This is a genomic window from Streptococcus sp. 'group B', from assembly GCF_002073795.1.
Lineage (GTDB): Bacteria > Bacillota > Bacilli > Lactobacillales > Streptococcaceae > Streptococcus > Streptococcus agalactiae.
Map to the genome: position 1 here is coordinate 412,361 of NZ_CP020432.1, position 22,392 is coordinate 434,752.

26 protein-coding genes and 1 pseudogene are annotated in these 22,392 nt (G+C 36.2%); 25 read left to right on the forward strand and 2 right to left on the reverse strand.

Annotated elements, in window-relative coordinates:
- Positions 1–177 precede the first annotated feature (177 nt).
- From A6J68_RS02315 to rpsI, 19 genes and pseudogenes are all read left to right on the forward strand, one after another.
- The gene (locus A6J68_RS02315) at positions 178–2,214 is read left to right on the forward strand and encodes a BglG family transcription antiterminator (RefSeq protein WP_000228190.1); all 2,037 of its coding nucleotides are present in this window, start codon (positions 178–180) and stop codon (positions 2,212–2,214) included.
- Between the two features lie 2 nt (positions 2,215–2,216).
- Positions 2,217–2,501, forward strand: a complete 285-nt coding sequence (locus A6J68_RS02320) for a PTS sugar transporter subunit IIB (protein WP_000944235.1) — start codon at positions 2,217–2,219, stop codon at positions 2,499–2,501.
- Positions 2,502–2,513: 12 nt separating this feature from the next.
- Entirely contained in the window at positions 2,514–3,869 is a 1,356-nt protein-coding gene (locus A6J68_RS02325) for a PTS ascorbate transporter subunit IIC (RefSeq protein WP_000677346.1), read from the forward strand.
- Between the two features lie 2 nt (positions 3,870–3,871).
- Positions 3,872–4,729, forward strand: coding sequence for a transketolase (locus A6J68_RS02330; protein ID WP_000203492.1), 858 nt, complete (start codon positions 3,872–3,874; stop codon positions 4,727–4,729).
- The gene (locus A6J68_RS02335) at positions 4,726–5,655 is read left to right on the forward strand and encodes a transketolase family protein (RefSeq protein ID WP_001203826.1); all 930 of its coding nucleotides are present in this window, start codon (positions 4,726–4,728) and stop codon (positions 5,653–5,655) included. Before A6J68_RS02330 ends, A6J68_RS02335 begins: the two co-directional genes overlap by 4 nt.
- 108 nt (positions 5,656–5,763) lie before the next feature.
- The gene (locus A6J68_RS02340; RefSeq protein WP_001203077.1) at positions 5,764–7,023 is read left to right on the forward strand and encodes a ferric reductase-like transmembrane domain-containing protein; all 1,260 of its coding nucleotides are present in this window, start codon (positions 5,764–5,766) and stop codon (positions 7,021–7,023) included.
- Between the two features lie 87 nt (positions 7,024–7,110).
- Positions 7,111–7,380 (forward strand): 30S ribosomal protein S15, encoded by a 270-nt coding sequence (gene rpsO / locus A6J68_RS02345; RefSeq protein ID WP_001018249.1) that lies wholly within the window; start codon positions 7,111–7,113, stop codon positions 7,378–7,380.
- Positions 7,381–7,759: 379 nt separating this feature from the next.
- The gene (pnp, locus tag A6J68_RS02350; protein ID WP_000043858.1) at positions 7,760–9,889 is read left to right on the forward strand and encodes a polyribonucleotide nucleotidyltransferase; all 2,130 of its coding nucleotides are present in this window, start codon (positions 7,760–7,762) and stop codon (positions 9,887–9,889) included.
- 1 nt (position 9,890) lies between these two features.
- Complete coding sequence (locus A6J68_RS02355; protein WP_000204780.1) at positions 9,891–10,643, forward strand: SseB family protein; 753 nt, start codon at positions 9,891–9,893, stop codon at positions 10,641–10,643.
- A gap of 8 nt (positions 10,644–10,651) precedes the next feature.
- Positions 10,652–11,236: a serine O-acetyltransferase gene (cysE, locus tag A6J68_RS02360; protein ID WP_000539954.1), complete on the forward strand. Its 585-nt coding sequence runs from the start codon at positions 10,652–10,654 to the stop codon at positions 11,234–11,236.
- Between the two features lie 9 nt (positions 11,237–11,245).
- On the forward strand, positions 11,246–11,428 hold the full coding sequence (locus tag A6J68_RS02365) for a hypothetical protein (protein ID WP_000656477.1): 183 nt from the start codon (positions 11,246–11,248) through the stop codon (positions 11,426–11,428).
- Entirely contained in the window at positions 11,425–12,768 is a 1,344-nt protein-coding gene (cysS, locus tag A6J68_RS02370; protein WP_000591129.1) for a cysteine--tRNA ligase, read from the forward strand. The genes A6J68_RS02365 and cysS overlap by 4 nt, the downstream gene beginning before the upstream one ends.
- Positions 12,761–13,147, forward strand: coding sequence for a Mini-ribonuclease 3 (locus A6J68_RS02375; protein ID WP_000568029.1), 387 nt, complete (start codon positions 12,761–12,763; stop codon positions 13,145–13,147). Before cysS ends, A6J68_RS02375 begins: the two co-directional genes overlap by 8 nt.
- Before the next feature lie 102 nt (positions 13,148–13,249).
- On the forward strand, positions 13,250–14,005 hold the full coding sequence (gene rlmB / locus A6J68_RS02380) for a 23S rRNA (guanosine(2251)-2'-O)-methyltransferase RlmB (protein WP_000178019.1): 756 nt from the start codon (positions 13,250–13,252) through the stop codon (positions 14,003–14,005).
- The gene (locus tag A6J68_RS02385) at positions 14,002–14,520 is read left to right on the forward strand and encodes an NYN domain-containing protein (protein ID WP_000716636.1); all 519 of its coding nucleotides are present in this window, start codon (positions 14,002–14,004) and stop codon (positions 14,518–14,520) included. Before rlmB ends, A6J68_RS02385 begins: the two co-directional genes overlap by 4 nt.
- 92 nt (positions 14,521–14,612) lie before the next feature.
- Complete coding sequence (locus tag A6J68_RS02390) at positions 14,613–15,473, forward strand: DegV family protein (protein WP_000143135.1); 861 nt, start codon at positions 14,613–14,615, stop codon at positions 15,471–15,473.
- A gap of 536 nt (positions 15,474–16,009) precedes the next feature.
- Positions 16,010–16,129, forward strand: a pseudogene (locus tag A6J68_RS02400) (helix-turn-helix transcriptional regulator); the annotation flags it as partial.
- Positions 16,130–16,353: 224 nt separating this feature from the next.
- Positions 16,354–16,800, forward strand: coding sequence for a 50S ribosomal protein L13 (gene rplM, locus A6J68_RS02405; protein WP_001867156.1), 447 nt, complete (start codon positions 16,354–16,356; stop codon positions 16,798–16,800).
- A 20-nt stretch (positions 16,801–16,820) separates the two neighbouring features.
- On the forward strand, positions 16,821–17,213 hold the full coding sequence (rpsI, locus tag A6J68_RS02410) for a 30S ribosomal protein S9 (RefSeq protein WP_000035940.1): 393 nt from the start codon (positions 16,821–16,823) through the stop codon (positions 17,211–17,213).
- Positions 17,214–17,346: 133 nt separating this feature from the next.
- Here the strand turns inward: rpsI and A6J68_RS02415 are convergent, their stop codons facing one another.
- Together A6J68_RS02415 and A6J68_RS02420 are read right to left on the reverse strand one after the other, a co-directional pair.
- Positions 17,347–18,501, reverse strand: a complete 1,155-nt coding sequence (locus tag A6J68_RS02415; RefSeq protein ID WP_057499250.1) for a site-specific integrase — start codon at positions 18,499–18,501, stop codon at positions 17,347–17,349.
- A 53-nt stretch (positions 18,502–18,554) separates the two neighbouring features.
- A complete protein-coding gene (locus tag A6J68_RS02420) occupies positions 18,555–19,073 on the reverse strand; it encodes a helix-turn-helix domain-containing protein (protein WP_057499249.1) in 519 nt (172 codons plus the stop codon).
- A 147-nt stretch (positions 19,074–19,220) separates the two neighbouring features.
- Between A6J68_RS02420 and A6J68_RS02425 the strand changes: the two genes are divergently transcribed.
- The 6 genes from A6J68_RS02425 (at position 19,221) to A6J68_RS02455 (ending at position 22,392) form a co-directional block, all read left to right on the forward strand.
- The gene (locus tag A6J68_RS02425) at positions 19,221–19,505 is read left to right on the forward strand and encodes a DNA-binding protein (RefSeq protein WP_057499248.1); all 285 of its coding nucleotides are present in this window, start codon (positions 19,221–19,223) and stop codon (positions 19,503–19,505) included.
- An 8-nt stretch (positions 19,506–19,513) separates the two neighbouring features.
- Positions 19,514–20,338, forward strand: coding sequence for a DnaD domain protein (locus tag A6J68_RS11550; protein WP_225791481.1), 825 nt, complete (start codon positions 19,514–19,516; stop codon positions 20,336–20,338).
- Positions 20,339–20,352: 14 nt separating this feature from the next.
- Positions 20,353–20,643 carry a DUF5962 family protein gene (locus tag A6J68_RS02440; protein ID WP_057499247.1) on the forward strand — a complete coding sequence of 97 codons (291 nt, stop codon included), beginning with the start codon at positions 20,353–20,355 and terminating at the stop codon, positions 20,641–20,643.
- On the forward strand, positions 20,636–20,998 hold the full coding sequence (locus tag A6J68_RS02445; RefSeq protein WP_057499246.1) for a plasmid mobilization protein: 363 nt from the start codon (positions 20,636–20,638) through the stop codon (positions 20,996–20,998). The genes A6J68_RS02440 and A6J68_RS02445 overlap by 8 nt, the downstream gene beginning before the upstream one ends.
- Positions 20,998–21,354 (forward strand): hypothetical protein, encoded by a 357-nt coding sequence (locus tag A6J68_RS02450; protein WP_057499245.1) that lies wholly within the window; start codon positions 20,998–21,000, stop codon positions 21,352–21,354. The genes A6J68_RS02445 and A6J68_RS02450 overlap by 1 nt, the downstream gene beginning before the upstream one ends.
- A 345-nt stretch (positions 21,355–21,699) precedes the next feature.
- Entirely contained in the window at positions 21,700–22,392 is a 693-nt protein-coding gene (locus tag A6J68_RS02455; protein ID WP_057499244.1) for a hypothetical protein, read from the forward strand.

A 22,392-nucleotide genomic window follows, 5' to 3' on the forward strand; every position in this document is an offset into this window, starting at 1 on the left:
TTTTTAAGTGCTGCTTGTGGGAAGGAATCTTGCTCTAGATTTTGCAATTTCTTTCTTTTTTCTTTACTCTATAACAATAGCCCAAATTCATTCAATTGATAGTAGTGCCAGATTGGGCTCAAATGACCTAGAAAAATGTAAACGGTTACTATAAAATAAAAATAGAAAGGAAAACAAATGGTTGATAATAAGACTGTTGTGATAATGTTGGTATTTTTAGCTCGGAAAAATCTTTCCTTGTATGAGTTAACAGTGCAAACAAAGTTTTCAATAAAAGTTATCATAGAGCAAATTAACTATCTCAATAGTTTTTTAGCAAAAAATCACCTAACAGCTATTGCTCACTCTGCTGGACGTTATCAGTTATTAGGAGATGAAAAAGAGCATGATAAAATTGTCTCCTTATTAGAAGCTGAGCAATTTTACCTAACTCAGGAAGAAAGGGTATGTCTGATTTACCTTTATAGCTTTTGCCGAAGAGAGTTTGTCTCCAATGTGCATTATCAAGATTTTTTGAAAGTAAGTAAGAATACTACTTTATCAGATATCAAGATGCTACGTTCTAAATTAGCAAAAAGAGGTATCTCACTCACTTATACAAGAGCAAAGGGATATAGTCTAGTAGGAGATGAGATGGATAAGCATCAAGTTGCTTTTCAGATGATAACTCAACTACTAGAATCTCCCATTGGTTTTTGGTCTTTGAATTATATCTTGTCTTCTTGGAAATTCGCTCTCTCATATGAGAAGTTAGAAAAGACGGTAGAATATTTCTATGAATCTTTTCAACTTTCTCCAATACAAGATAGGCTTGAGAAATCTTTATATTTTATCATTTTAATACTGTGTCGTTATCAAAGGTCAGTAGATCGTGTTTTGCAGGGTTCTCCTATTGTTTCTGAACAATTAAAAGAGTTAACGACTATTATTGTGACTAATTTAAGTCAGGATATTTCCTTATCTAAACCATTAGATCAGAAAGAAAAAGATTATATTACCTTGATCTTATCTGGCTGTTTTGAAGGTGAGGGAACTAAAGATGATGATTTCTTTGAAGCATTGGCAAAAGCAATCGTTGATGAGATGGAAACTATTTCACTTCTTAATTTTTCCAATAAAGAAGAGTTATTACAAGGTCTGAAGCGTCATATTATTCCAGCTTATTTCCGATTGAAATATGGTTTAACTGGCGATAGTGGTTATACACAAAATATTAAAGAGCATTACAGTGATTTATTTCTATTGGTTAAAAAGGCACTACGTCCTTTGGAAGAGCAAGTAGGATTAATACCCGATAGTGAAATTTCTTACTTCGTGATTCACTTTGGAGGCTATCTTAGACAATCAGGTGATACACAATCAATGTCTTATAAAGCTTTGATACTCTGTCCAAACGGCGTTAGTTCATCCTTAGTGATTAAGGAAAAATTGCGTGGATTATTTCCTCAAATTCATTTTCATCGTGTCTCTAAAATTGAGCAGCTGAAACTGATTGACAATCAAACTTACGATATGGTCTTTTCTACTATATTTGTAGAAACAAAAAAACCTAATTATCTAGTTTCGCTGATGATGACAGCAGAGCAAGTACAACAGCTCAAAGAACTGGTTATTTCAGATTTTCCCAAAGCTTGCCTTGACGATTTCCAACTTGATCAATTAATAGCAACTATAAAAAAATACGCTCATGTTCATTGTGAAGAGGAATTAAAATTGGCTTTGAGGACAATGGTAAAACAAGATATATTTAGAAAGGATGTGAGGCCCTTGTTGCACCAACTTATAACAGAGGAAACTTATCAGACAAGTTCTGAACAAATGAATTGGAAAGAGGCAATTCGTTTAGCGGCAAAACCCTTGTTAGCTTCTGGAAAAATTACGGAAAGTTACCCAGAAGCTATGATTGAAAAGGTCGAAGAGTTTGGTCCTTTTATCAATCTTGGTAAAGGTATTGCTATTCCACATGCCAGACCAGAAGATGGGGTAAACTCTGTCGGTATGTCAATGCTTGTTTTGGAACAGCCTATTTATTTATTGGATGACCCCAAACAGGAAATTTATCTCTTATTATGCATAGCAGCTATTGATAATGAAACGCATTTGAAAGCTCTATCGCATTTGACAACAATACTTCGTGATAATAATAATGTTAAAGCTTTGTTAGCTTCACGTGGGTATCAAGATATTGAAATGATTATAAAACAGGAGGATTAAAGATGTTAAGAATTGGAACAGCATGTGGATCAGGTCTAGGTTCAAGTTTTATGGTACAAATGAATATTGAGTCTATTTTGAAGGATTTGGGGGTTTCTGATGTTGAAGTTGAACATTATGATTTAGGTGGAGCAGATCCAAGCGCAGCAGATGTTTGGATTGTTGGTCGTGATTTGGAGGATTCAGCTGGTCACCTGGGGGATGTTCGTATTTTAAACAGTATCATTGATATGGATGAATTGAGAGAATTAGTGACAGGTATTTGCCAAGAAAAAGGCTTAATCTAGGAGGTTGATGCCATGAAAGGTCTATTGGATTTTTTAGTTAATATTGCCAGAACGCCAGCTATTTTAGTCGCCTTGATAGCCATTATCGGTTTAGTACTGCAGAAAAAAGGTGTTCCTGATATTGTAAAAGGTGGAATAAAAACATTTGTTGGCTTCTTAGTGGTTTCTGGAGGTGCAGGGATAGTCCAAAATTCCTTGAATCCATTTGGAAAAATGTTTGAACATGCTTTTCATTTGGTGGGGGTAGTTCCTAATAATGAAGCCATTGTAGCAGTAGCTCTTACGAAGTATGGCTCAGCAACTGCTTTGATTATGTTAGCGGGAATGATTTTTAATATTTTAATTGCTCGTTTTACAAAATTTAAATATATTTTTCTGACAGGACATCATACATTGTATATGGCTTGTATGATTGCTGTTATTTTTGCCGTAGCAGGCTTTACTTCGTTCTCGCTCATCCTTTTTGGAAGTCTAGCGTTAGGGATTATTATGAGCGTATCTCCTGCATTTGTGCAAAAATACATGATTCAACTGACAGGTAATGATAAGGTGGCACTTGGGCACTTTGGTTCTTTAGGCTATTGGTTGAGTGGATTTATTGGTGGAATTGTTGGAGATAAATCAAAATCAACAGAAGATATTAAATTTCCAAAGAGTTTATCATTTTTACGTGACAGTACCGTAAGTATTACTATCTCAATGGCAATTATTTACCTTATCGTTGCAGTGTTTGCTGGTGAGGCTTATATTGCAAAAGAAATAAGTAACGGTGTCAATGGTCTTGTTTATGCCCTCCAACTAGCTGGGCAATTTGCAGCAGGTGTATTCGTTATTTTAGCAGGTGTACGCCTTATCCTAGGTGAAATTGTACCAGCCTTTAAGGGAATCTCAGAAAAATTGGTTCCAAATTCAAAACCAGCCTTGGATTGTCCAATTGTTTACCCTTATGCACCTAATGCAGTATTGATTGGTTTTATCTCAAGTTTTGTTGGTGGATTGGTTAGTATGATAGTTATGATTGTGACTGGCACTACTGTCATTTTACCAGGGGTCGTTCCTCATTTCTTCTGTGGGGCAACGGCAGGTGTTATCGGTAATGCTTCTGGTGGTGTGAGAGGAGCGACTATTGGTGCATTTGTTCAAGGTATCCTCATCAGTTTCTTGCCGATTTTCTTGATGCCTGTACTAGGTGGACTTGGTTTCAAAGGTTCAACATTCTCAGATGCTGATTTTGGTTTGACCGGTATCATTCTTGGCGCTCTTAATCATGTCGGCGGTGCGATAGCTATTGTTATTGGTATTGTAGTTATCTTAATTGGACTTTTTGGCATTTCATTTGTTGGAAAATCAACCCATAAGGAAGGTTAATAATGACATCACCAGAAGAAAGATATTCATCTCTAAGACGATTTGCAACGGAGATTCGTTTAAATACACTAGAAACGCTAAACCATTTAGGATTCGGTCACTATGGGGGTAGTTTATCAATTGTTGAGACTTTGGCTATTCTGTACGGTGATATTATGGATATAAACCCTGAAAAATTCAAAGAAAGTGATCGGAATTATATGGTCTTATCAAAAGGACATGCTGGTCCAGCCTTGTATAGTACACTCTATTTAAAAGGTTTTTTTGATAAAACATTCCTTCATTCGCTCAATACAAACGGTACCAAACTACCTTCGCATCCTGACCGCAATTTAACTCCTGGTATAGATGTAACGACAGGCTCATTAGGTCAAGGCATTAGTATTGCAACGGGAATTGCTTATGCTCAAAAGATTGAGAATTCAAGCTATTATACTTATACTATTGTAGGTGATGGTGAATTAAATGAAGGACAATGTTGGGAGGCTATACAATTTGCTGCGCATCATCAACTGCACCATTTAATTGTTTTTGTAGATGATAATAAAAAACAATTAGATGGTTTGACAGCTGATATTTGTAATCCTGGAGACTTTGTTGCTAAATTTGAAGCTTTTGGATTTGATGCAGTACGTGTAAAAGGAGATGACATTGAGGCAATTGACAAAGCTATTAAAACTTTTCAAGATTCAAATAGTGTCAAACCAAAATGCATTGTTTTAGATAGTATCAAGGGACAAGGTGTGAAAGAGTTGGAGGAGTTAGCTTCTAATCATCATTTACGACCAGATTTACAACAAAAAACAATGTTAGAGCGAGCGGTGATAAGCTTGAGAGAAAGTTTGGAGGTGGTAGAATGAGATGTTCAACCAAAGAAATGAGGCTTGTCTATCGTGATTTCCTCCTTCAAGCTAATCAAGAAAATAAACAAATTACCGTTTTAGAAGCCGATTTGTCGAGTTCAATGTCAACAAATGTACTGGCATCAGAATTTGGAAAACGTTATATTAATCTAGGTATTATGGAGGCTGAGATGGTAGGTCTTGCAGCAGGGCTCGCCATTAAAGGTTACAAGCCATACCTTCATACTTTTGGTCCTTTCGCGTCAAGGCGTGTCTTTGATCAAGTATTTTTATCGTTAGGTTACTCACAATTATCAGCTACGATTATTGGCTCAGATGCAGGAGTTAGCGCAGAAATGAATGGCGGAACTCATATGCCTTTTGAAGAGTTAGGTCTACTAAGGTTAATTCCAAAGGCGACTATTTTTGAGGTTAGTGATGATATTCAGTTTGAAGCAATTTTAAAACAAACATTAAGTATTGATGGTCTAAAATACATTAGAACTATTCGTAAGGCCCCCACTGCAGTTTATGAGGGATGCGAAGATTTTTCAAAAGGTTTTATACAATTACGCCAGGGAAAAGATATTGCTCTTGTAGCAAGTGGTATTATGGTTTCTAGAGCGATAGAAGCAGCCGACTACCTCAAAGAACTAGGGATTGAGGCCTCAGTTATCGACCTTTTTAAAATTAAGCCCCTTCCAGAAGAACTGAAACCATTACTGATAGATCAATCCATTGTAACTATTGAGAATCATAACCGTATTGGCGGTATCGGAAGTGCATTATGCGAATGGCTTAGTATGGAGAAAGACACTACTGTTAGTCGTATGGGTATTGATGAGCGATTTGGTCAGGTAGGTCAGATGGAATATTTATTAGAGGAGTATGGACTCGCTGTTAAAGATATAGTAGAGCATTGCAAATCAATTTATAAATCATAACAAAAAGGCAACATTGGAGTTGCCTTTTTGTTATTTTCTGAAATTTTTAAGTTTTGTATAAGTATCTTGTGGTATTTTATCCTTACTAAAAATAAAGGGGTGGTCGTTATGCGAGCTTGGAAAGGTATTGTTTTAATTTTATCTAGCATAGTGGTGACACTAGTAGCATGGCAAAATGCAGGATTAAGTGAATTTGTTGTACCAGGATTAGCTTTGACAAGTTTATCGCTAACATTCCTCTTATCAACCAAATTTAGGATACTTGAAAGTTACTTTCAAGGTATTGAAAATATGTATTTTTACCACAAGGTAATGGCTGTATTTTCAATGATTTTGCTTCTATTGCACAAAATTGGTCTTGTACAAGGCGGACATGGAAGTGAGTTTGCAAAGACTATTGGCAGTGCGGGATTATATCTTTTTCTAAGTATTGTTTTTGTAGCTTATTTCGGAAATTTTTTAAAGTATGAAATTTGGCGTTTTATTCATCGCTTTGTTTATTTAGTCTATATTTTGGGATTGGTACATACTTTTCTGATTTTAGGAGATAGGATACTAGGGAATACTTTACTCAGTTTAATCGTATTAGGTTATGCTGTCATTGGGGTTATATCTGGATTTTATATTATTTTCCTATATTCTAGAATGCGTTTTCGTCGTGTAGGGTACGTTCAAAAGGTTACTCATCTTAACCATGATACAACTGAGATTGAAATAGCAATGAAGCGTCCTTATCGATATGACTATGGACAATTTACTTTTTTAAAAATTTATCAAGCCGGCTTTGAATCAGCAGCTCATCCTTTCTCGATATCGGGTGGTCATGATAGAGTGATATTTTTAACTGTTAAAGCTTCAGGAGATTATACGAAATCCATTTACAAACAGCTAAAAGTTGGGACAAAAATAGCCTTAGATAGAGCTTATGGTCATATGTTATTTGATAAAGACAAGAAAGAACAGGTTTGGATTGCAGGAGGTATCGGCATCACTCCCTTCATTTCATTTATTAGAGAAAATAGTATTTTGACTAAGAGAGTTGACTTCTTTTATACATTTTCAAATCAAGACAATTTGATTTATCAAGATATGTTAGAATCCTATGCTAAAGCCAATCCTAATTTTAAACTTCACTTAAATAATAGTAGCCTCCAAGGAAGACTTGATTTTAGTCAGTCTGTTTTTGAAGGACAACCAACGATATTTATGTGTGGGCCAACTAGTATGACATCTACTTATGCTAAGGTCTTTCGGCAAAAAGATGCAAAGTCTCGTTTAGTCTATGAAGGATTTTCCTTTAGAGACAGTTGGTTATCCATATTTCTATTAAAAACTTTTGACAAAGTTTATTCTAATTTGATAAAATAAGAGGGTCTATAAGACAAACCAACTTTTTCTTGGTTTTAGGAGTGCCAATCCTAAGACTCGGATGAAGCAATAAAAGGAGAATATATTATGGCAATCTCAAAAGAGAAAAAAAATGAAATCATTGCTCAATATGCACGTCACGAAGGTGATACAGGATCAGTTGAAGTTCAAGTAGCAGTTCTTACTTGGGAAATCAACCACCTTAATGACCACATCAAACAACACAAAAAAGACCACGCTACTTACCGTGGATTGATGAAAAAAATTGGTCACCGTCGTAACTTATTAGCATACCTACGTCGTACAGATGTTAACCGTTACCGTGAATTGATTCAATCACTTGGACTTCGTCGTTAATAGACAACAGAGTCAAGTAAAAACGCTAGAAAATTTTCTAGTGTTTTTTGTTTTAAACGTACTATGAACGTAAGTACTTTGAGGGGGCCAACAGTAAGAAAGTGTTTTAACCTATGAAGAGGGTTATTAAGCAAGCTAAGATTAACCCTAGAAATTTATTTTAATCATTGTAACAAGGTCTGATTGCTAGTATTAATAATCAGACTTTTTACGTTTACATTAATGAATGATAATACAGCTTCCCCCACGGATTTTCGCTACTCAATTTTATAGAATTATGTTAGAATAAAGCTTATACGTGGTTTTATGCAAAGTTGAGTTTAGAACAGCTAGATTGAACTTTGTAGGAAACGCGTAAACAAAAAATATGGAGAATAATATGTCAAAACAAGTCTTTGAAATGATTTTTGCTGGTAAAAAATTAGTTGTTGAAACTGGCCAAGTGGCTAAACAAGCAAATGGATCAGTTGTCGTTCGTTATGGAGATTCTACTGTACTTACAGCAGCAGTTATGTCTAAGAAAATGTCAACAGGTGATTTTTTCCCACTTCAAGTCAATTACGAAGAAAAAATGTATGCTGCTGGGAAATTTCCGGGTGGTTTTAACAAACGTGAAGGGCGTCCAAGTACGGATGCTACCTTAACAGCACGTCTTATTGATAGACCAATCCGTCCGATGTTTGCTGAGGGATTTCGTAACGAAGTCCAGGTCATCAATACTGTTCTTTCATTTGATGAAAATGCTAGCGCACCAATGGCTGCTATGTTTGGTTCATCATTAGCATTATCGATTTCCGATATTCCTTTCAATGGGCCAATTGCTGGAGTTCAAGTTGCTTATGTTGATGGCAATTTTATTATTAATCCGACAGCACAAGAACAAGAGGCTTCTGCGTTAGAATTAACGGTTGCAGGTACTAAAGAAGCGATTAACATGGTTGAATCTGGAGCGAAAGAACTTTCAGAAGAAATCATGCTAGAGGCTCTTCTTAAAGGACATGAGGCTGTCTGTGAATTAATCGCCTTTCAAGAAGAGATTGTAACTGCTATTGGTAAAGAAAAAGCCGAAGTAGAACTTCTTCAAGTTGATCCAGAACTTCAAGCAGAAATTATTGCTACTCATAACATAGCTTTACAGGCTGCAGTACAAGTTGAAGAGAAAAAGGCTAGAGAAGCAGCTACAGAAGCAGTTAAAGAAGTAGTTATAGGTGAATATGAGGCGCGTTACGCTGAACATGAAGAATATGATCGCATTATGCGTGATGTTGCTGAAATTTTAGAACAAATGGAACATGCAGAAGTTCGTCGCCTCATTACAGAAGATAAGGTTCGTCCTGATGGACGTCGTGTGGATGAGATTCGTCCATTAGATGCAGTGATTGATTTTTTACCACAAGTTCATGGATCAGGTCTCTTTACACGAGGACAAACCCAAGCATTATCAGTATTAACGTTAGCACCTATGGGTGAAGCACAAATCATTGATGGGCTAACACCAGAGTATAAGAAACGCTTTATGCACCACTATAACTTCCCACAATATTCAGTTGGTGAGACGGGACGTTATGGAGCTGCAGGGCGTCGTGAAATTGGTCACGGTGCTTTAGGAGAGCGTGCATTAGAACAAGTCCTTCCAAGCTTGGAGGAGTTTCCGTATGCTATCCGACTAGTTGCAGAAGTTTTAGAATCAAACGGTTCATCATCTCAGGCTTCTATATGTGCTGGAACGCTTGCTCTTATGGCAGGTGGTGTGCCTATAAAAGCTCCGGTTGCTGGTATTGCCATGGGACTCATATCAGATGGAACAAACTACACAGTCCTTACTGATATTCAAGGATTAGAAGACCATTTTGGCGATATGGACTTTAAGGTTGCGGGTACACGTGAAGGGATTACAGCACTTCAAATGGATATTAAAATTGAAGGTATTACCCCTCAAATTTTGGAAGAAGCTCTTGCGCAAGCTAAAAAAGCACGCTTTGAAATTCTTGATGTCCTTCATGGAGCTATCGCAGAGTCACGTCCACAATTAGCACCAACGGCACCTAAGATTGATATGATAAAAATCGATGTTGATAAGATTAAAGTTGTCATCGGTAAAGGCGGCGAAACTATCGATAAAATCATCGCTGAAACAGGTGTTAAGATTGATATTGATGAAGAAGGAAATGTATCTATCTTCTCTAGTGATCAGGCTGCTATTGATCGTACGAAAGACATTATTGCAAGTTTAGTACGTGAAGCAAAAGTGGGAGAAGTTTACCATGCTAAAGTAGTTCGTATCGAGAAATTCGGTGCCTTTGTCAACCTCTTTGATAAAACAGATGCATTGGTACATATTTCAGAAATTGCATGGACACGTACAGCAAATGTAGCTGATGTTCTTGAAATTGGTGAAGAAGTTGATGTGAAAGTCATCAAAATTGATGATAAAGGGCGAGTTGATGCCTCTATGAAAGCATTATTACCACGTCCTCCAAAAGCTGACAATCCTAAAAAGGAATCTTAATATGACAAGTACAAACGAGTTAGACATTAGATTGCGTGCTTTTATCAATGCACCGGATAATTTTTTAGATAGTATAGGTCTTGTGAATGCCTTGCACCACTCTACGGTTTGGGCAAGCAAGGAACCCTATGCTATTCAAGTAGATGGTCAAGAAGTTGTTCCTGTTTTTACGGATATTACTGACCTTAATCATTTCAAAGAGGAGCAAGAAAGTGCTCGAGATATGTTTTGGGAGAGTCGTCGTAGTTTAGACGTTCTTGATGAAGCTATTTCACATGGCTTAGCAGGATTGGTCTATAATTTAAAAAAAGAAGGCGATTTTGGGAACTCGACTATTTTCTACTGTGAAGATATGGTGCAATTTATGAACAATTACACCACAATCTTGAATCAGTTGTTAAATGAAGATAACATTGTTGCCGATATCATGGATAAAACCTACTTGGTACCTGCCTTTGTCCATCCACGTGAAGAAGGTAGTTTTGACCGTTTTTTCCCTACAATGTCTACCCCCGAAGGAAAAAGTTATGTTCCAGTATTCTCAAACCTTTTAAGTTTTGAAAAATGGTATAACCATAATGATTTTGGTGGTGCTTTTAGGAAAGCACAAGGAGTAATTTTAGCCTGGACGATTGACGATATTTATAAACCGCGTAATGGAGAAAATGAGATTGATGATACCTTTGGAGTAGCCATCAATCCATTTGATGAACAACAAGTTTTAGTTGATTGGTCTGATGTAGAAAACGATTGAGGAAAACTATGGGGTGGTGGAAAGAAAGTATAGCTATTGTCAAAGAACAAGATCCAGCTGCTCGTAGTTCTCTAGAAGTTATTTTAACTTATCCAGGAATAAAAGCTCTTGCAGCTCATAGGCTATCTCATTTTTTATGGAATCATAATTTTAAATTGTTAGCACGTATGCACAGTCAATTTTGGCGTTTCTGGACACAAATTGAAATTCATCCCGGAGCGACGATTTCGGAAGGGGTTTTTATTGACCACGGTTCAGGATTGGTCATTGGAGAAACTGCCATTGTAGAGAAAGGTGCTATGCTATACCATGGGGTTACATTGGGTGGCACAGGTAAAGACAAAGGCAAACGACACCCAACCATACGTAAAGGTGCGCTAATTTCAGCACATTCTCAAATCATCGGTCCAATTGAGGTTGGAGAAAATGCTAAAGTCGGTGCTGCAGCAGTTGTCCTTGCAGATGTGCCAGCAGACGTAACAGTAGTTGGTGTTCCAGCTAAAGTTGTCCGTGTCCATGGTCAAAAGGATGATCTTCAAATCCGAAGTATTGAACATGATCGAGAAGAAAGTTATTATTCGTCCAAACTTTAGGAGGTATTTGTGAAGGATTATGTAACAACTCAAATATTATCAATTTTAGGTATACTAGCAGGAGCTTGTTTAAGCTATTTAAAGTTTGCACAAGGTAACTCTCTCTTAGGAATTATTTGGGCTGCCTTTGCTTTAATGTATATTGTTCGTTTGTATAAAGCTTATCAAAAACAGAAAAAGGAAAAACCATGATAAAAATTTACGACACTATGACTCGCAGTTTACAAGATTTTATACCTCTCAATGAAGGTAAAGTCAACATGTACGTCTGTGGGCCAACAGTTTATAACTATATACACATCGGGAATGCCCGCAGTGTAGTAGCTTTTGATACTATTCGTCGTTATTTTGAGTATTGTGGTTACCAAGTCAATTATATTTCTAACTTTACTGATGTTGATGATAAAATTATAAAAGGTGCAGCTGAAGCAGGTATGGATACAAAATCCTTTTCAGATAAGTTTATTTCAGCATTTATGGAAGATGTTGCTGCATTAGGTGTCAAACCTGCTACAAAAAATCCTCGAGTTATTGACTATATGGATGAGATTATTGATTTTGTTAAAGTTTTAGTTGATAAGGAATTTGCCTATGAAGCTAATGGAGATGTTTATTTTAGAGTAAGTAAATCACATCATTATGCAAAATTAGCCAATAAAACTTTGGAAGATTTAGAGATTGGTGCAAGTGGTCGTGTTGATGGGGAAGGAGAGATTAAAGAGAATCCTTTAGATTTTGCACTTTGGAAATCAGCTAAATCTGGGGAAGTCTCATGGGAAAGTCCTTGGGGGAAAGGGCGCCCAGGGTGGCATATTGAATGTTCTGTTATGGCAACTGAGATCCTTGGTGATACTATTGATATCCATGGTGGAGGAGCTGATTTAGAATTTCCACATCACACGAATGAGATTGCACAATCTGAAGCTAAAACAGGTAAGACCTTTGCAAATTACTGGATGCATAATGGTTTTGTTAACGTTGATAACGAGAAAATGTCTAAATCTCTTGGTAACTTTATTACTGTTCACGATATGTTGAAGAGCGTTGACGGACAAGTAATACGTTTTTTCTTAGCGACACAACAGTATCGTAAACCCGTGAATTTCACTGAAAAGGCCGTTCATGATGCGGAAGTTAACCTTAAATATTTAAAAAATACTTTCAACTTACCAATCCAAGAGAATGCTAATGATGAAGAATTAGAACAATTTGTGAAAGCATTTCAAGAAGCGATGGATGATGATTTTAATACAGCAAACGGTATTACTGTTATCTTTGAAATGGCAAAATGGATTAATTCAGGACACTATACTTCAAAAGTTAAGGAAACCCTTGCTGAATTATTAGAAATTTTTGGTATTGTATTCCAAGAGGAAGTTCTTGATGCTGATATTGAATCTTTAATAGAACAACGTCAAGAAGCACGAGCTAATCGTGATTTTGCAACTGCTGATCGTATTAGAGATGAATTAGCAAAACAAGGAATTAAATTGTTAGATACTAAGGATGGCGTGAGGTGGACTCGTGATTGATGTTCGTTTGATTAATGGTATTGCTTTAGCTTTTGAAGGAGATGCAGTTTATTCTTTGTATATCCGACGCCATTTAATTATGCAGGGTTTTACCAAACCTAATCAGTTACATCGGAAAGCAACCCAATATGTTTCTGCTAATGCCCAAGCATTGTTAATTAATGCCATGTTAGAAGAAAATATTTTAACTGATGAAGAGCAGTTAATTTATAAACGAGGACGTAATGCGAATAGTCATACAAAAGCTAAAAATGCTGATATTATTACCTATCGTATGTCTACAGGTTTTGAGGCTCTTATGGGGTACTTGGATATGACTGGTCAGATAAAGCGCTTGGAAACTCTAATACAGTGGTGTATTGAAACCATTGAAAAATAAACAAAAAGAGAGGCTATATCCTCTCTTTTTTATAGAGACATTAGGATTTGTTGGTAAAATATTGCTATAAAAAGCTTTATGCTATAGCATTCATGATATAATATGACTATGAAAGATAAACAATTTAAAGAAGAATCAAGTGACCTTGTCTATGGCTTACATGCTGTGACAGAGAGTTTAAGAGCTAATACTGGTAATAAATTATACTTGCAAGATGACTTAAGAGGAAAGAACGTTGATAAAGTCAAAGCACTAGCGACTGAAAAAAAAGTATCCATTTCCTGGACTCCTAAAAAAATCTTATCAGACATGACAAATGGTGGAGTTCACCAAGGATTCGTTCTAAAAGTTTCGGAATTTGCCTATGCGGATTTATCAGAGATAATGACAAAGGCAGAGAATGAAGAAAATCCTCTAATTTTAATCCTTGATGGTCTGACCGACCCTCATAACCTAGGTTCTATTCTACGCACAGCTGATGCAACCAATGTAACAGGCATTATCATCCCCAAACATCGTTCTGTTGGAGTGACCCCGGTGGTTTCAAAGACATCTACAGGAGCTGTTGAACATGTTCCTATCGCAAGGGTAACTAATCTCAGTCAAACTTTGGATACTTTAAAAGATAAGGACTTCTGGATATTTGGCACTGATATGAATGGGACACCATCGCATAAGTGGAATACCAAAGGTAAATTAGCCCTAGTTATTGGTAATGAAGGAAAAGGTATTTCTCATAATATCAAAAAGCAAGTAGATGAAATGATTACAATTCCCATGAATGGTCATGTTCAGAGTTTAAATGCCAGTGTCGCAGCTGCTATTTTGATGTATGAAGTATTTAGAAACCGCCTATGAAAAAACATTCTATTTTACTCGTTGATGGCTACAATATGATTGCTTTTTGGAAAGATACTCGACAGCTTTTTAAAAGCAATCGTTTAGAAGAGGCAAGGGAAGTATTACTTAGAAAGCTAAATCATTACGCACATTTCGAACACATTGATATTATTTGTGTATTTGATGCCCAGTATGTTCCTGGTGTACGTCAACGTTATGACCAATACAAAATATCCGTTATCTTTACTGAGGAGGACGAAACTGCGGATAGCTATATTGAACGAGCAGCGGCAGAACTTAATCAATCTGTGTTAAATTTAGTCTCCGTTGCTACCAGTGATTTAAATGAACAATGGACTATATTTTCTCAGGGTGCTTTACGTGTCTCAGCTAGAGAATTGGAACAGCGTGTAGCGACAGTAAAATCAGATTTGGATAAGATGTCCAGTCAAATCGATTTGAGTACGCCAAAGTTAAGGCCGTGGAATGATGAACAACTAGGAAAACTCAAGGATTTTTTAGATGGTATGTAAAAACTAACACTTTATTAGCCAGCCAACAATTTTTTTGATATAATATTGGAACTACTTTGATTATCAAATAAAAATAATAGATTGAGGTAACAATGACTTTTAAAATACTAACGGATTCGACATCGGATTTAGATGAAAAGTGGGCTCAAGAGCACAATGTCGATATTATAGGTTTAACCATTGAACTTGATGGAAAGACTTATGAGACAGTCGGAGACGAAAAAATTACTAGTGACTTCTTGTTGGAGCGTATGCAAGAGGGAGCAAAGCCTACAACAAGCCAAATTAACGTTGGTCAGTTTGAAGAAGTTTTTTCAACCTATGCAGAAAATGACCATGCCTTGTTATATTTAGCGCTATCTTCACATTTATCAGGGACTTACCAGAGTGCAACTATTGCGCGTGAGATGGTCTTAGACAAATATCCTGATGCTCAAATTGAGATTGTGGATACAATGGCAGCTTCATGTGGTGAGGGTGTCTTAGCGATGTTAGCAACTAAAGAGCGACAAGAAGGTAAGTCTTTAGAAGAAGTGAAACAAAAAATTGAATCACTTCTCCCTAAATTAAACACATACTTTTTAGTTGACGATCTCAACCATTTAATGCGTAGTGGTCGCTTATCAAAAGGTGCAGCTATCATTGGAAGTGTTGCTAAGATTAAACCATTACTTAAGTTAGATAGTGAGGGTAAATTAGTACCATTTGCCAAGACAAGGGGCCGTAAAAAAGGTATTAAAGAGATTGTGACTCAGGCAACAAAAACACTATCTTATAGCACTTTAATTATTGCTTATAGTGGAGAGAAAGATTCAGCTCAAGTTATGAAAGAACAGTTATTAGCAGATGAGCGTATTGAAGAAGTTATTATTCGTCCATTAGGGCCAGTTATTTCAGCTCATGTGGGCTCAGGTGCTTTAGCTCTATTCTCTTTAGGGGAAGAAAACCGATAACAAATCAAAGGGCATAACAGTACGTTATGTTCTTTTAGTATACATTTTATAAAATGTATTTTATATGATGCTATGAAACTATAAAATAGTAGGAGACATATTATGAAAAATAAAATAAGAACTATCCTCAATATGATGAACGACAACAACAATTGGTTTTACAAAGTTATCAAAAATGTTTTTAGACGATGTTTTTTATCTTATGGCTTGAAAGTGTTTTTGGAAAGCTAATAAAGGGAAGCGTGTCACCTGATTTTATAATAATATTAACTTTATTTAGTGGTATTTCTATTTTGTTACGACTTCTAATCTAAAAAGAGTCTCTCCGTTTGTTGATGAAAGATTTTGGAAAATGTTTTTGTTGCTGGCGCATTTGCCCTCATAGGAATAACTATTTTATTGATGCTTTTACTAGGAAGTTGATATTGCTACTTATTTTTCAAGGGGAAATGATGCAATTTTAGCAGTTATAGGAATATCATTGATAGCTATGGGAACTTCAGTATACTACCTTAAGTATAAGGACAGATAGTAATATGAAAAATTTACGCTTAAAGACAGCTAGAGCTAGTATGGATTTATTACAACAGTCTCTAGCTGAAAAGGTCGGTGTATCATGTCAGACAATAGCCGCCATTGAAAAAGGAGGCTATAATTAAGCGATTAAATTGTGTCAAGCTTTGAATAAAACTGTAGATGATTTATTTTGGGATGAAAATTGATAAAATAAAAGAAATAACTTGACGAATGCTACCTTATTTTGATATGATTATAAGCGGTATTGTTTACCCCATTTGTAAGGCCCCGGAACCTTTCAAATACTCTCGTGGACCGGAACATCCACACCTGTAAACAAAAACGAATTCGTATAGGAGAAATCATGAACAAAACAACTTTCATGGCTAAACCAGGCCAAGTTGAACGCAAATGGTACGTTGTTGACGCAACAGATGTACCTCTTGGACGTCTTTCTGCAGTAGTTGCTAGCGTACTTCGCGGAAAAAACAAACCAACTTTCACACCACACACTGATACAGGTGACTTTGTGATTGTTATCAATGCTGAAAAAGTTAAATTAACTGGTAAAAAAGCATCAGATAAAATCTACTACACTCACTCAATGTATCCAGGTGGTTTGAAACAAATCTCAGCAGGTGAACTTCGTTCTAAAAATGCTGTTCGTTTGATTGAAAAATCAGTTAAAGGCATGCTTCCACATAACACTCTTGGACGTGCACAAGGTATGAAATTGAAAGTATTTGTTGGCGGTGAGCATACACATGCTGCACAACAACCAGAAGTACTTGATATCTCAGGACTTATCTAAGAGGAAAGGAGCATTATATAATGGCACAAGCACAATATGCAGGTACTGGTCGCCGTAAAAACGCTGTTGCACGCGTTCGTTTGGTTCCAGGTACTGGTAAAATTACAATCAATAAAAAAGATGTAGAAGAGTACATCCCACACGCAGACCTTCGTCTTGTTATCAACCAACCTTTCGCAGTTACTTCAACTCAAGGTTCATACGATGTTTTTGTTAACGTTGTAGGTGGTGGATATGCAGGTCAATCAGGTGCGATCCGTCATGGTATCTCACGTGCACTTTTAGAAGTTGACCCAGATTTCCGCGATTCATTGAAACGTGCTGGACTTCTTACACGTGACGCACGTATGGTTGAACGTAAAAAACCAGGTCTCAAAAAAGCCCGCAAGGCTTCACAGTTTTCAAAACGTTAATATCCAGTTATATCAACGTTTCAGAGCACTTTGCGAAGATTTCGCAAGGTGCTTTTTTGTTGAAAAAAGCGCCTTGGTAATCCTTTTGGTAATCTGTTGAGACCTAGTTTTAAGAGCGGTTAAGTCAGAAAAGTTATTTAGCTTTATTGAGGTAATCCGCAAACTTTTTAATGGATTGTTTTTCTCCTGATTTTGTAGCATGACTGTAAGTATCTAAAGTCATCTGGCTGCTAGCATGTCCTAGACGTTTAGCAGTATTTACAGGGTCAATTCCCATTTCAATCATCAAAGTCGCATGAGTGTGTCTAAAACCATGTGGACTAATCTTTTTAAGATGATGTTTCCGTATAATGCGTTTTAGAATATTGTTGATGTAGTCAGCATGCAAGGGTTCTATCTCACCATCTCGGTTGCAGTATGTAAACATAAACTCTTTATCGATAGAAAGAGGTGTTACTGATAATTGCCCCTTTTCTTTGCATGTTTCTTGTCTCCATTTGTTTAGGATAGAACATGTTTCGTCATCAAGATAAATGGAGCGAACTGAGAAAGTATTTTTTGTTTCTTTTTCGATGGCATGGCCATCTATTCTGCCTAGACTTTTGCTGACTGTTAATAGTTGGCTATCAGAATCAAAATCTTCCCACTTGAGAGCATATAGTTCTCCTTTTCGTAACCCACTATAAGCTAGTAATCTAAATAGAGCATAATGTTTATAGGGTTCATTTTCCAAAATGATTGTCAAAAATTGATGTAACTCGTTAACTGTCCAGTAATTCTCACTGACAGTTTTTTTGAATTTCGGCATAATAACCTTACTCATAGGATTGCGCTCAATATAGTTCATGTTAATAGCAAATTCAAATATTTTAGAAGTATAAGATTTGATTTGCTTCATGTTTTTAAAAGTCTTAGCTTTGTTAGTGATGAAGGTTTGACAGTCTAAAGGACTGATTTTTGAAATTTTCTTTTCTCCAAAAACAGGAAGAATATGTAGGCGATAAAGGTCGGCAGTTTTTGATGCAGTAGTTGCTTCAACGGTATCTTTATAAGCTTCATACCACCTTTGATATAACTCTTGGTAAGTATAGGTTGTTTGAGCAGTAAGATGAACAAATGTCCCACTATTCAACTGATGATTAACAGCAGTTTCATGTGCTTTAGCAGCTTTGCGAGTTTTGAACCCCCGCTTAGTGTAATATTTTTTCTTACCATAGTCATTTAGACCAAGATAAACTTTAACAAAATAGGTGATTCCTTTTGTTGATTGGTACTTATGTACAGACATAACAGTTCTCCGTTTCTAAGTTTTCGGAGCTTATGTAATTGAGAAACTGTTAGTTATTTTTTGTGTCGATCTTCTTGTCTAATTCGGTATTCTTCGGTCTGAATCCAGGTTTGCCAAATTTCTGACTCTCGTTTTAAACTATTCATGTGTTTAGTGAAGGTTTTCATGAACTCTTCTTCATGATTGACCAAGTAACGAGCTAAAATGCGTCTAAAATCGTCTGAGAAACCCTCATTTAAGGGCATAGACAAATGAATCTCCCCTAATTCAATTCCTTTCTTCAGCTTCTCCATATCGCTTTTAAAAGGTGTTACAGAACTAATCTCGGAAACTTTAAAGCTGTCTGTGATAATGTCCATAGTTGACGGGGCTTGTCTATTATCGTCAAGTCCTAAGATGTAAGCAACAGATACTCCAAAATAATCAGCTAATTTTTGAGCATTTCCTTTTTTGGGTTGACGAATGCCTTGATTGTATCCCGATAAGGTAGGATAAGCAATATTTGTAGCAGAACTAATCTCAGTCAGTTTTTTGCCACTCTCTTCTATCAGTTTTGCAATATGATTGGTCATAAATACCTCCTTGAGAGTATTATAACACATTTAATTCTTTTTGAATAAAAATAGTTGACATAAATTCTAAAAGGATATATAATTCAAAATGAATAATAAATAAATTTCGGAGTTTATTTAATTGAGAAATAGAAATGAGGTAATCTTATGACGGATGAAACGACTTTAGTTGTACAACTGCCAAAATCATTGGAAAGACAGTTGCGAGCTTATTATGACGGGATGGTCAGCAGTGCCATTGAACGTGCTTTAGAGGATAAGGAACTCTATAAGCCGATGGTTAGGATGTCTGCCTTATCCCGCTGGTTAGATGTTTCAACGACCACCATTCAAAAATGGACACGAGAAGGAATGCCTACAATGGTTATTGATGGTGTGACTCTGTACGATAAACGAGCGGTCACCCGTTGGTTGAAGCAATATGAAAGATGAGGTAAAGGATGGCTAATAGACGAATGTTAAGTAAGACAGTGGTGCAGACACAACGATTTTTGCGCCTACCACTTGAAGCGCAGGCACTTTATTGTCACTTGGTAGTCAATGCGGATGACGATGGTATTGTTGAAGCTTTTCCAATTATGCGAATGATCAATGCTAATGAAGATAGCCTAAATTTATTAACCCTTAAGCAGTATTTACTCTTGTTAAATAATGAGATGGTTTACTTTATCAAGGATTTCTTTGAGCAGAATACCATCAAAGCAGACCGTTACACACCGAGTAGTCATCGTCAACTTCTTATAGATTATCTGAAGGATAATCAATTGTTGGAGAGCTTAAATCTAGGTCCGCGCTTGGTCAATTATCTTCAAAATACTCGGCTCCAAGTTGGAACCAGTCTGGATCCAGATGGGAACCGCAATATAATTAAAGATAAGATAAGTAAAGATAGGATAGGTAAAGATAAGTTAAGTCAAGATAAGATAGGATTAGATAATGATCCAATTTCATCACGACTGACTGATGACATCTGGTTAATGGAAACGCTATGGCATCGAGAATTAACCCAACAGGAGAAAACATTACTAGAAGGATTAACGGTTAATCAGTCCTTATTGCAGTTAGCTATTCAGAAAACAGCTGAGCTTGAACCAAGGAAACAAAACATGAGTTACGTCAAAGGGATACTGACGAATTGGGAAGCTAGAGGGCTTATAACTGCTGACCAAGTGATAGCATCTGAAAAAGACTACCACCCATTAGAAATTTCAAATGTGGAAGTCTCAGAAGATTTCTTAGCAGCTATGGATTTATGGAAAGATTAGGAGGATAACTAGAGATGACAGTATATTACCAATTAGAAAATATGTTAGTGGCTGGGTTTAAGTCACAAGAGGAGTACAACTGCTACCAAGAACTCAAGAGAGACTATGAAAGTGAGACGGAGGACTACAGCTTTTCGATTAGGGAAATTACAAATCAGCTTGAAATCATTTGTCAAACCTCAGAGAATGATTTTCCAGATTTAGAAGAAGGAATATTAACTGACTATTTAGAACTAGTAGAACAGTTGAAACGATATGATACTAAGCTGGCAGACAGGTATTTAAGGATGATCCATCATGTCTGAACGTGTAAGAAATGTTTTAAAGAAGTTTTATGTGACGGAGTCGCAGAATAAAGTGCTTAATCAGTTAGTAGATGATACAGGATTACAGACATTCTCTAATTATGCTCGTCGGATGCTCCTTAAGGAAACGTCACTCTTTATGCGATTTGATGAATCTCAGTTTGATGAATTGATTTATTCTCTAAGACGTATCGAAAATAATTTAAGGCAATTATCTAAAATTGCAGAGCAATCTCAAGATAGTCAAGCATACAGAGCTATGGAGTATAGCAGAAGGCTAGTTTCAAATTATGAGAAGCAGTTAACACGTTACCACCAGAAAAAGAAACGGAAACTACTGTCTAAGGGGGCATAATGGCTAAAAAGAGAATTAGAAATGTTATAAAACAGGTCTTTTTATCTGAAGAAGAAAATCAAAAACTGTTAGAGCGCATGAAGCAAGATGGCATCTCAAATTTTTCTCTTTTTGCTAGAAAGCAGTTATTAAAACCTGATTTTGAAGCTTGGGTAGTGAGTTTTCCAGAATATCAGTCGCTGACGGATAGGTTGCTATCTATTGGTAGAACAATTAATTCTATTGCCAAGAGTGCAACCCAGTTTGGGAAAATTTCCCGACAAGATTTGATGGAACTTGGTCAGCTAATGGAGGAGCATGTGGAACTAGTGGAGAAGCAGTTGAAGGAAGATAAGCAACGAATAGCTAAGAAGTGATAGTCTTCCAGTCATTTTGATGGCATAGTTTTAAAATATGATAGCAAAAACGCTGATGATGGTCAGCGTTTTTTATCATGAAGTCGTTAAAAATCTTTGTGCGGACAATGTACGGCACTGTATAAAGTACGGCAATGTCTTTAAAATGCCAAAGGTCTTTGCGAGCTCAGACAGTGTATACACACTATCGTAAAAATAGAACCATCAGTAAAGGTCAGACTGACACTTTTTGACTGATGATTCTATTTTATTTTGGGGAGAATCCCCAAACCCCTGTAAATATAAAGATATTTACTGAAACATGATATAATAGGAATTAACAATAAAGGTTTCAAGGAGTAGGTTTTGAAAGAGAATTTAATAAAATCAAAGCATAGAGTTCAAAAGCATGGTGAAGTATTTACACCATCATGGATGGTTCAGAAAATGCTAGATACTCCTGGAGTAAAAGAGGCATGTGAAAATATCTCTGCGACATTCTTAGAGCCATCTGCAGGAGATGGTAATTTTTTACAAGCTATTTTAGAAAGAAAACTCGCTTCTGTAATTAAACAATATGATAAACGAAATTGGAAGACGAAATCGTTGATAGCTCTGTCATCTATTTATGGAATTGAATTTCTTGAAGATAATTTAGAAGTGGCGCGATCACGTATGTTCCTTTATTATTTAGATTGGTACGAGATAACGTTTGGAGATAGATTGACGAATAAGAGTGATATTTATAAATCTGCGTATTATCTGATTCATAAAAATATTGTAAGAGGAAATACCTTAACTCAGAGACATCCTGTTACAGGGGATCTTATTTGGTTTAATGAATGGCAAGTAGTAAAAGGCCACCCTAGTCTGGTTAGAAAAATTCCTTTTTCTTTATCAGAACTTTTAGGAAAAGAAGTTGAAAATGATAAAAGTATTGTTGAAGGACAGCTTAGTTTCTTCGATATAGATGATAATTTTGTTGTAGAAGAAACTGCTGAAAAGATATTGGAGAGTAAAGAAATAAATATTCAGAAAGTTTATTTGTTAGGAGATTAA

Bases quoted from the DNA above. Each gene is read 5' to 3' on its own strand.
- A6J68_RS02315 (WP_000228190.1), top strand. From the start codon at position 178: ATGGTTGATAATAAGACTGTTGTGATAATGTTGGTATTTTTAGCTCGG.
- A6J68_RS02320 (WP_000944235.1), top strand. From the start codon at position 2,217: ATGTTAAGAATTGGAACAGCATGTGGATCAGGTCTAGGTTCAAGTTTT.
- A6J68_RS02325 (WP_000677346.1), top strand. From the start codon at position 2,514: ATGAAAGGTCTATTGGATTTTTTAGTTAATATTGCCAGAACGCCAGCT.
- A6J68_RS02330 (WP_000203492.1), top strand. From the start codon at position 3,872: ATGACATCACCAGAAGAAAGATATTCATCTCTAAGACGATTTGCAACG.
- A6J68_RS02335 (WP_001203826.1), top strand. From the start codon at position 4,726: ATGAGATGTTCAACCAAAGAAATGAGGCTTGTCTATCGTGATTTCCTC.
- A6J68_RS02340 (WP_001203077.1), top strand. From the start codon at position 5,764: ATGCGAGCTTGGAAAGGTATTGTTTTAATTTTATCTAGCATAGTGGTG.
- rpsO (WP_001018249.1), top strand. From the start codon at position 7,111: ATGGCAATCTCAAAAGAGAAAAAAAATGAAATCATTGCTCAATATGCA.
- pnp (WP_000043858.1), top strand. From the start codon at position 7,760: ATGTCAAAACAAGTCTTTGAAATGATTTTTGCTGGTAAAAAATTAGTT.
- A6J68_RS02355 (WP_000204780.1), top strand. From the start codon at position 9,891: ATGACAAGTACAAACGAGTTAGACATTAGATTGCGTGCTTTTATCAAT.
- cysE (WP_000539954.1), top strand. From the start codon at position 10,652: ATGGGGTGGTGGAAAGAAAGTATAGCTATTGTCAAAGAACAAGATCCA.
- cysS (WP_000591129.1), top strand. From the start codon at position 11,425: ATGATAAAAATTTACGACACTATGACTCGCAGTTTACAAGATTTTATA.
- rlmB (WP_000178019.1), top strand. From the start codon at position 13,250: ATGACTATGAAAGATAAACAATTTAAAGAAGAATCAAGTGACCTTGTC.
- A6J68_RS02385 (WP_000716636.1), top strand. From the start codon at position 14,002: ATGAAAAAACATTCTATTTTACTCGTTGATGGCTACAATATGATTGCT.
- A6J68_RS02390 (WP_000143135.1), top strand. From the start codon at position 14,613: ATGACTTTTAAAATACTAACGGATTCGACATCGGATTTAGATGAAAAG.
- rplM (WP_001867156.1), top strand. From the start codon at position 16,354: ATGAACAAAACAACTTTCATGGCTAAACCAGGCCAAGTTGAACGCAAA.
- rpsI (WP_000035940.1), top strand. From the start codon at position 16,821: ATGGCACAAGCACAATATGCAGGTACTGGTCGCCGTAAAAACGCTGTT.
- A6J68_RS02415 (WP_057499250.1), bottom strand. From the start codon at position 18,501: ATGTCTGTACATAAGTACCAATCAACAAAAGGAATCACCTATTTTGTT.
- A6J68_RS02420 (WP_057499249.1), bottom strand. From the start codon at position 19,073: ATGACCAATCATATTGCAAAACTGATAGAAGAGAGTGGCAAAAAACTG.
- A6J68_RS02425 (WP_057499248.1), top strand. From the start codon at position 19,221: ATGACGGATGAAACGACTTTAGTTGTACAACTGCCAAAATCATTGGAA.
- A6J68_RS11550 (WP_225791481.1), top strand. From the start codon at position 19,514: ATGGCTAATAGACGAATGTTAAGTAAGACAGTGGTGCAGACACAACGA.
- A6J68_RS02440 (WP_057499247.1), top strand. From the start codon at position 20,353: ATGACAGTATATTACCAATTAGAAAATATGTTAGTGGCTGGGTTTAAG.
- A6J68_RS02445 (WP_057499246.1), top strand. From the start codon at position 20,636: ATGTCTGAACGTGTAAGAAATGTTTTAAAGAAGTTTTATGTGACGGAG.
- A6J68_RS02450 (WP_057499245.1), top strand. From the start codon at position 20,998: ATGGCTAAAAAGAGAATTAGAAATGTTATAAAACAGGTCTTTTTATCT.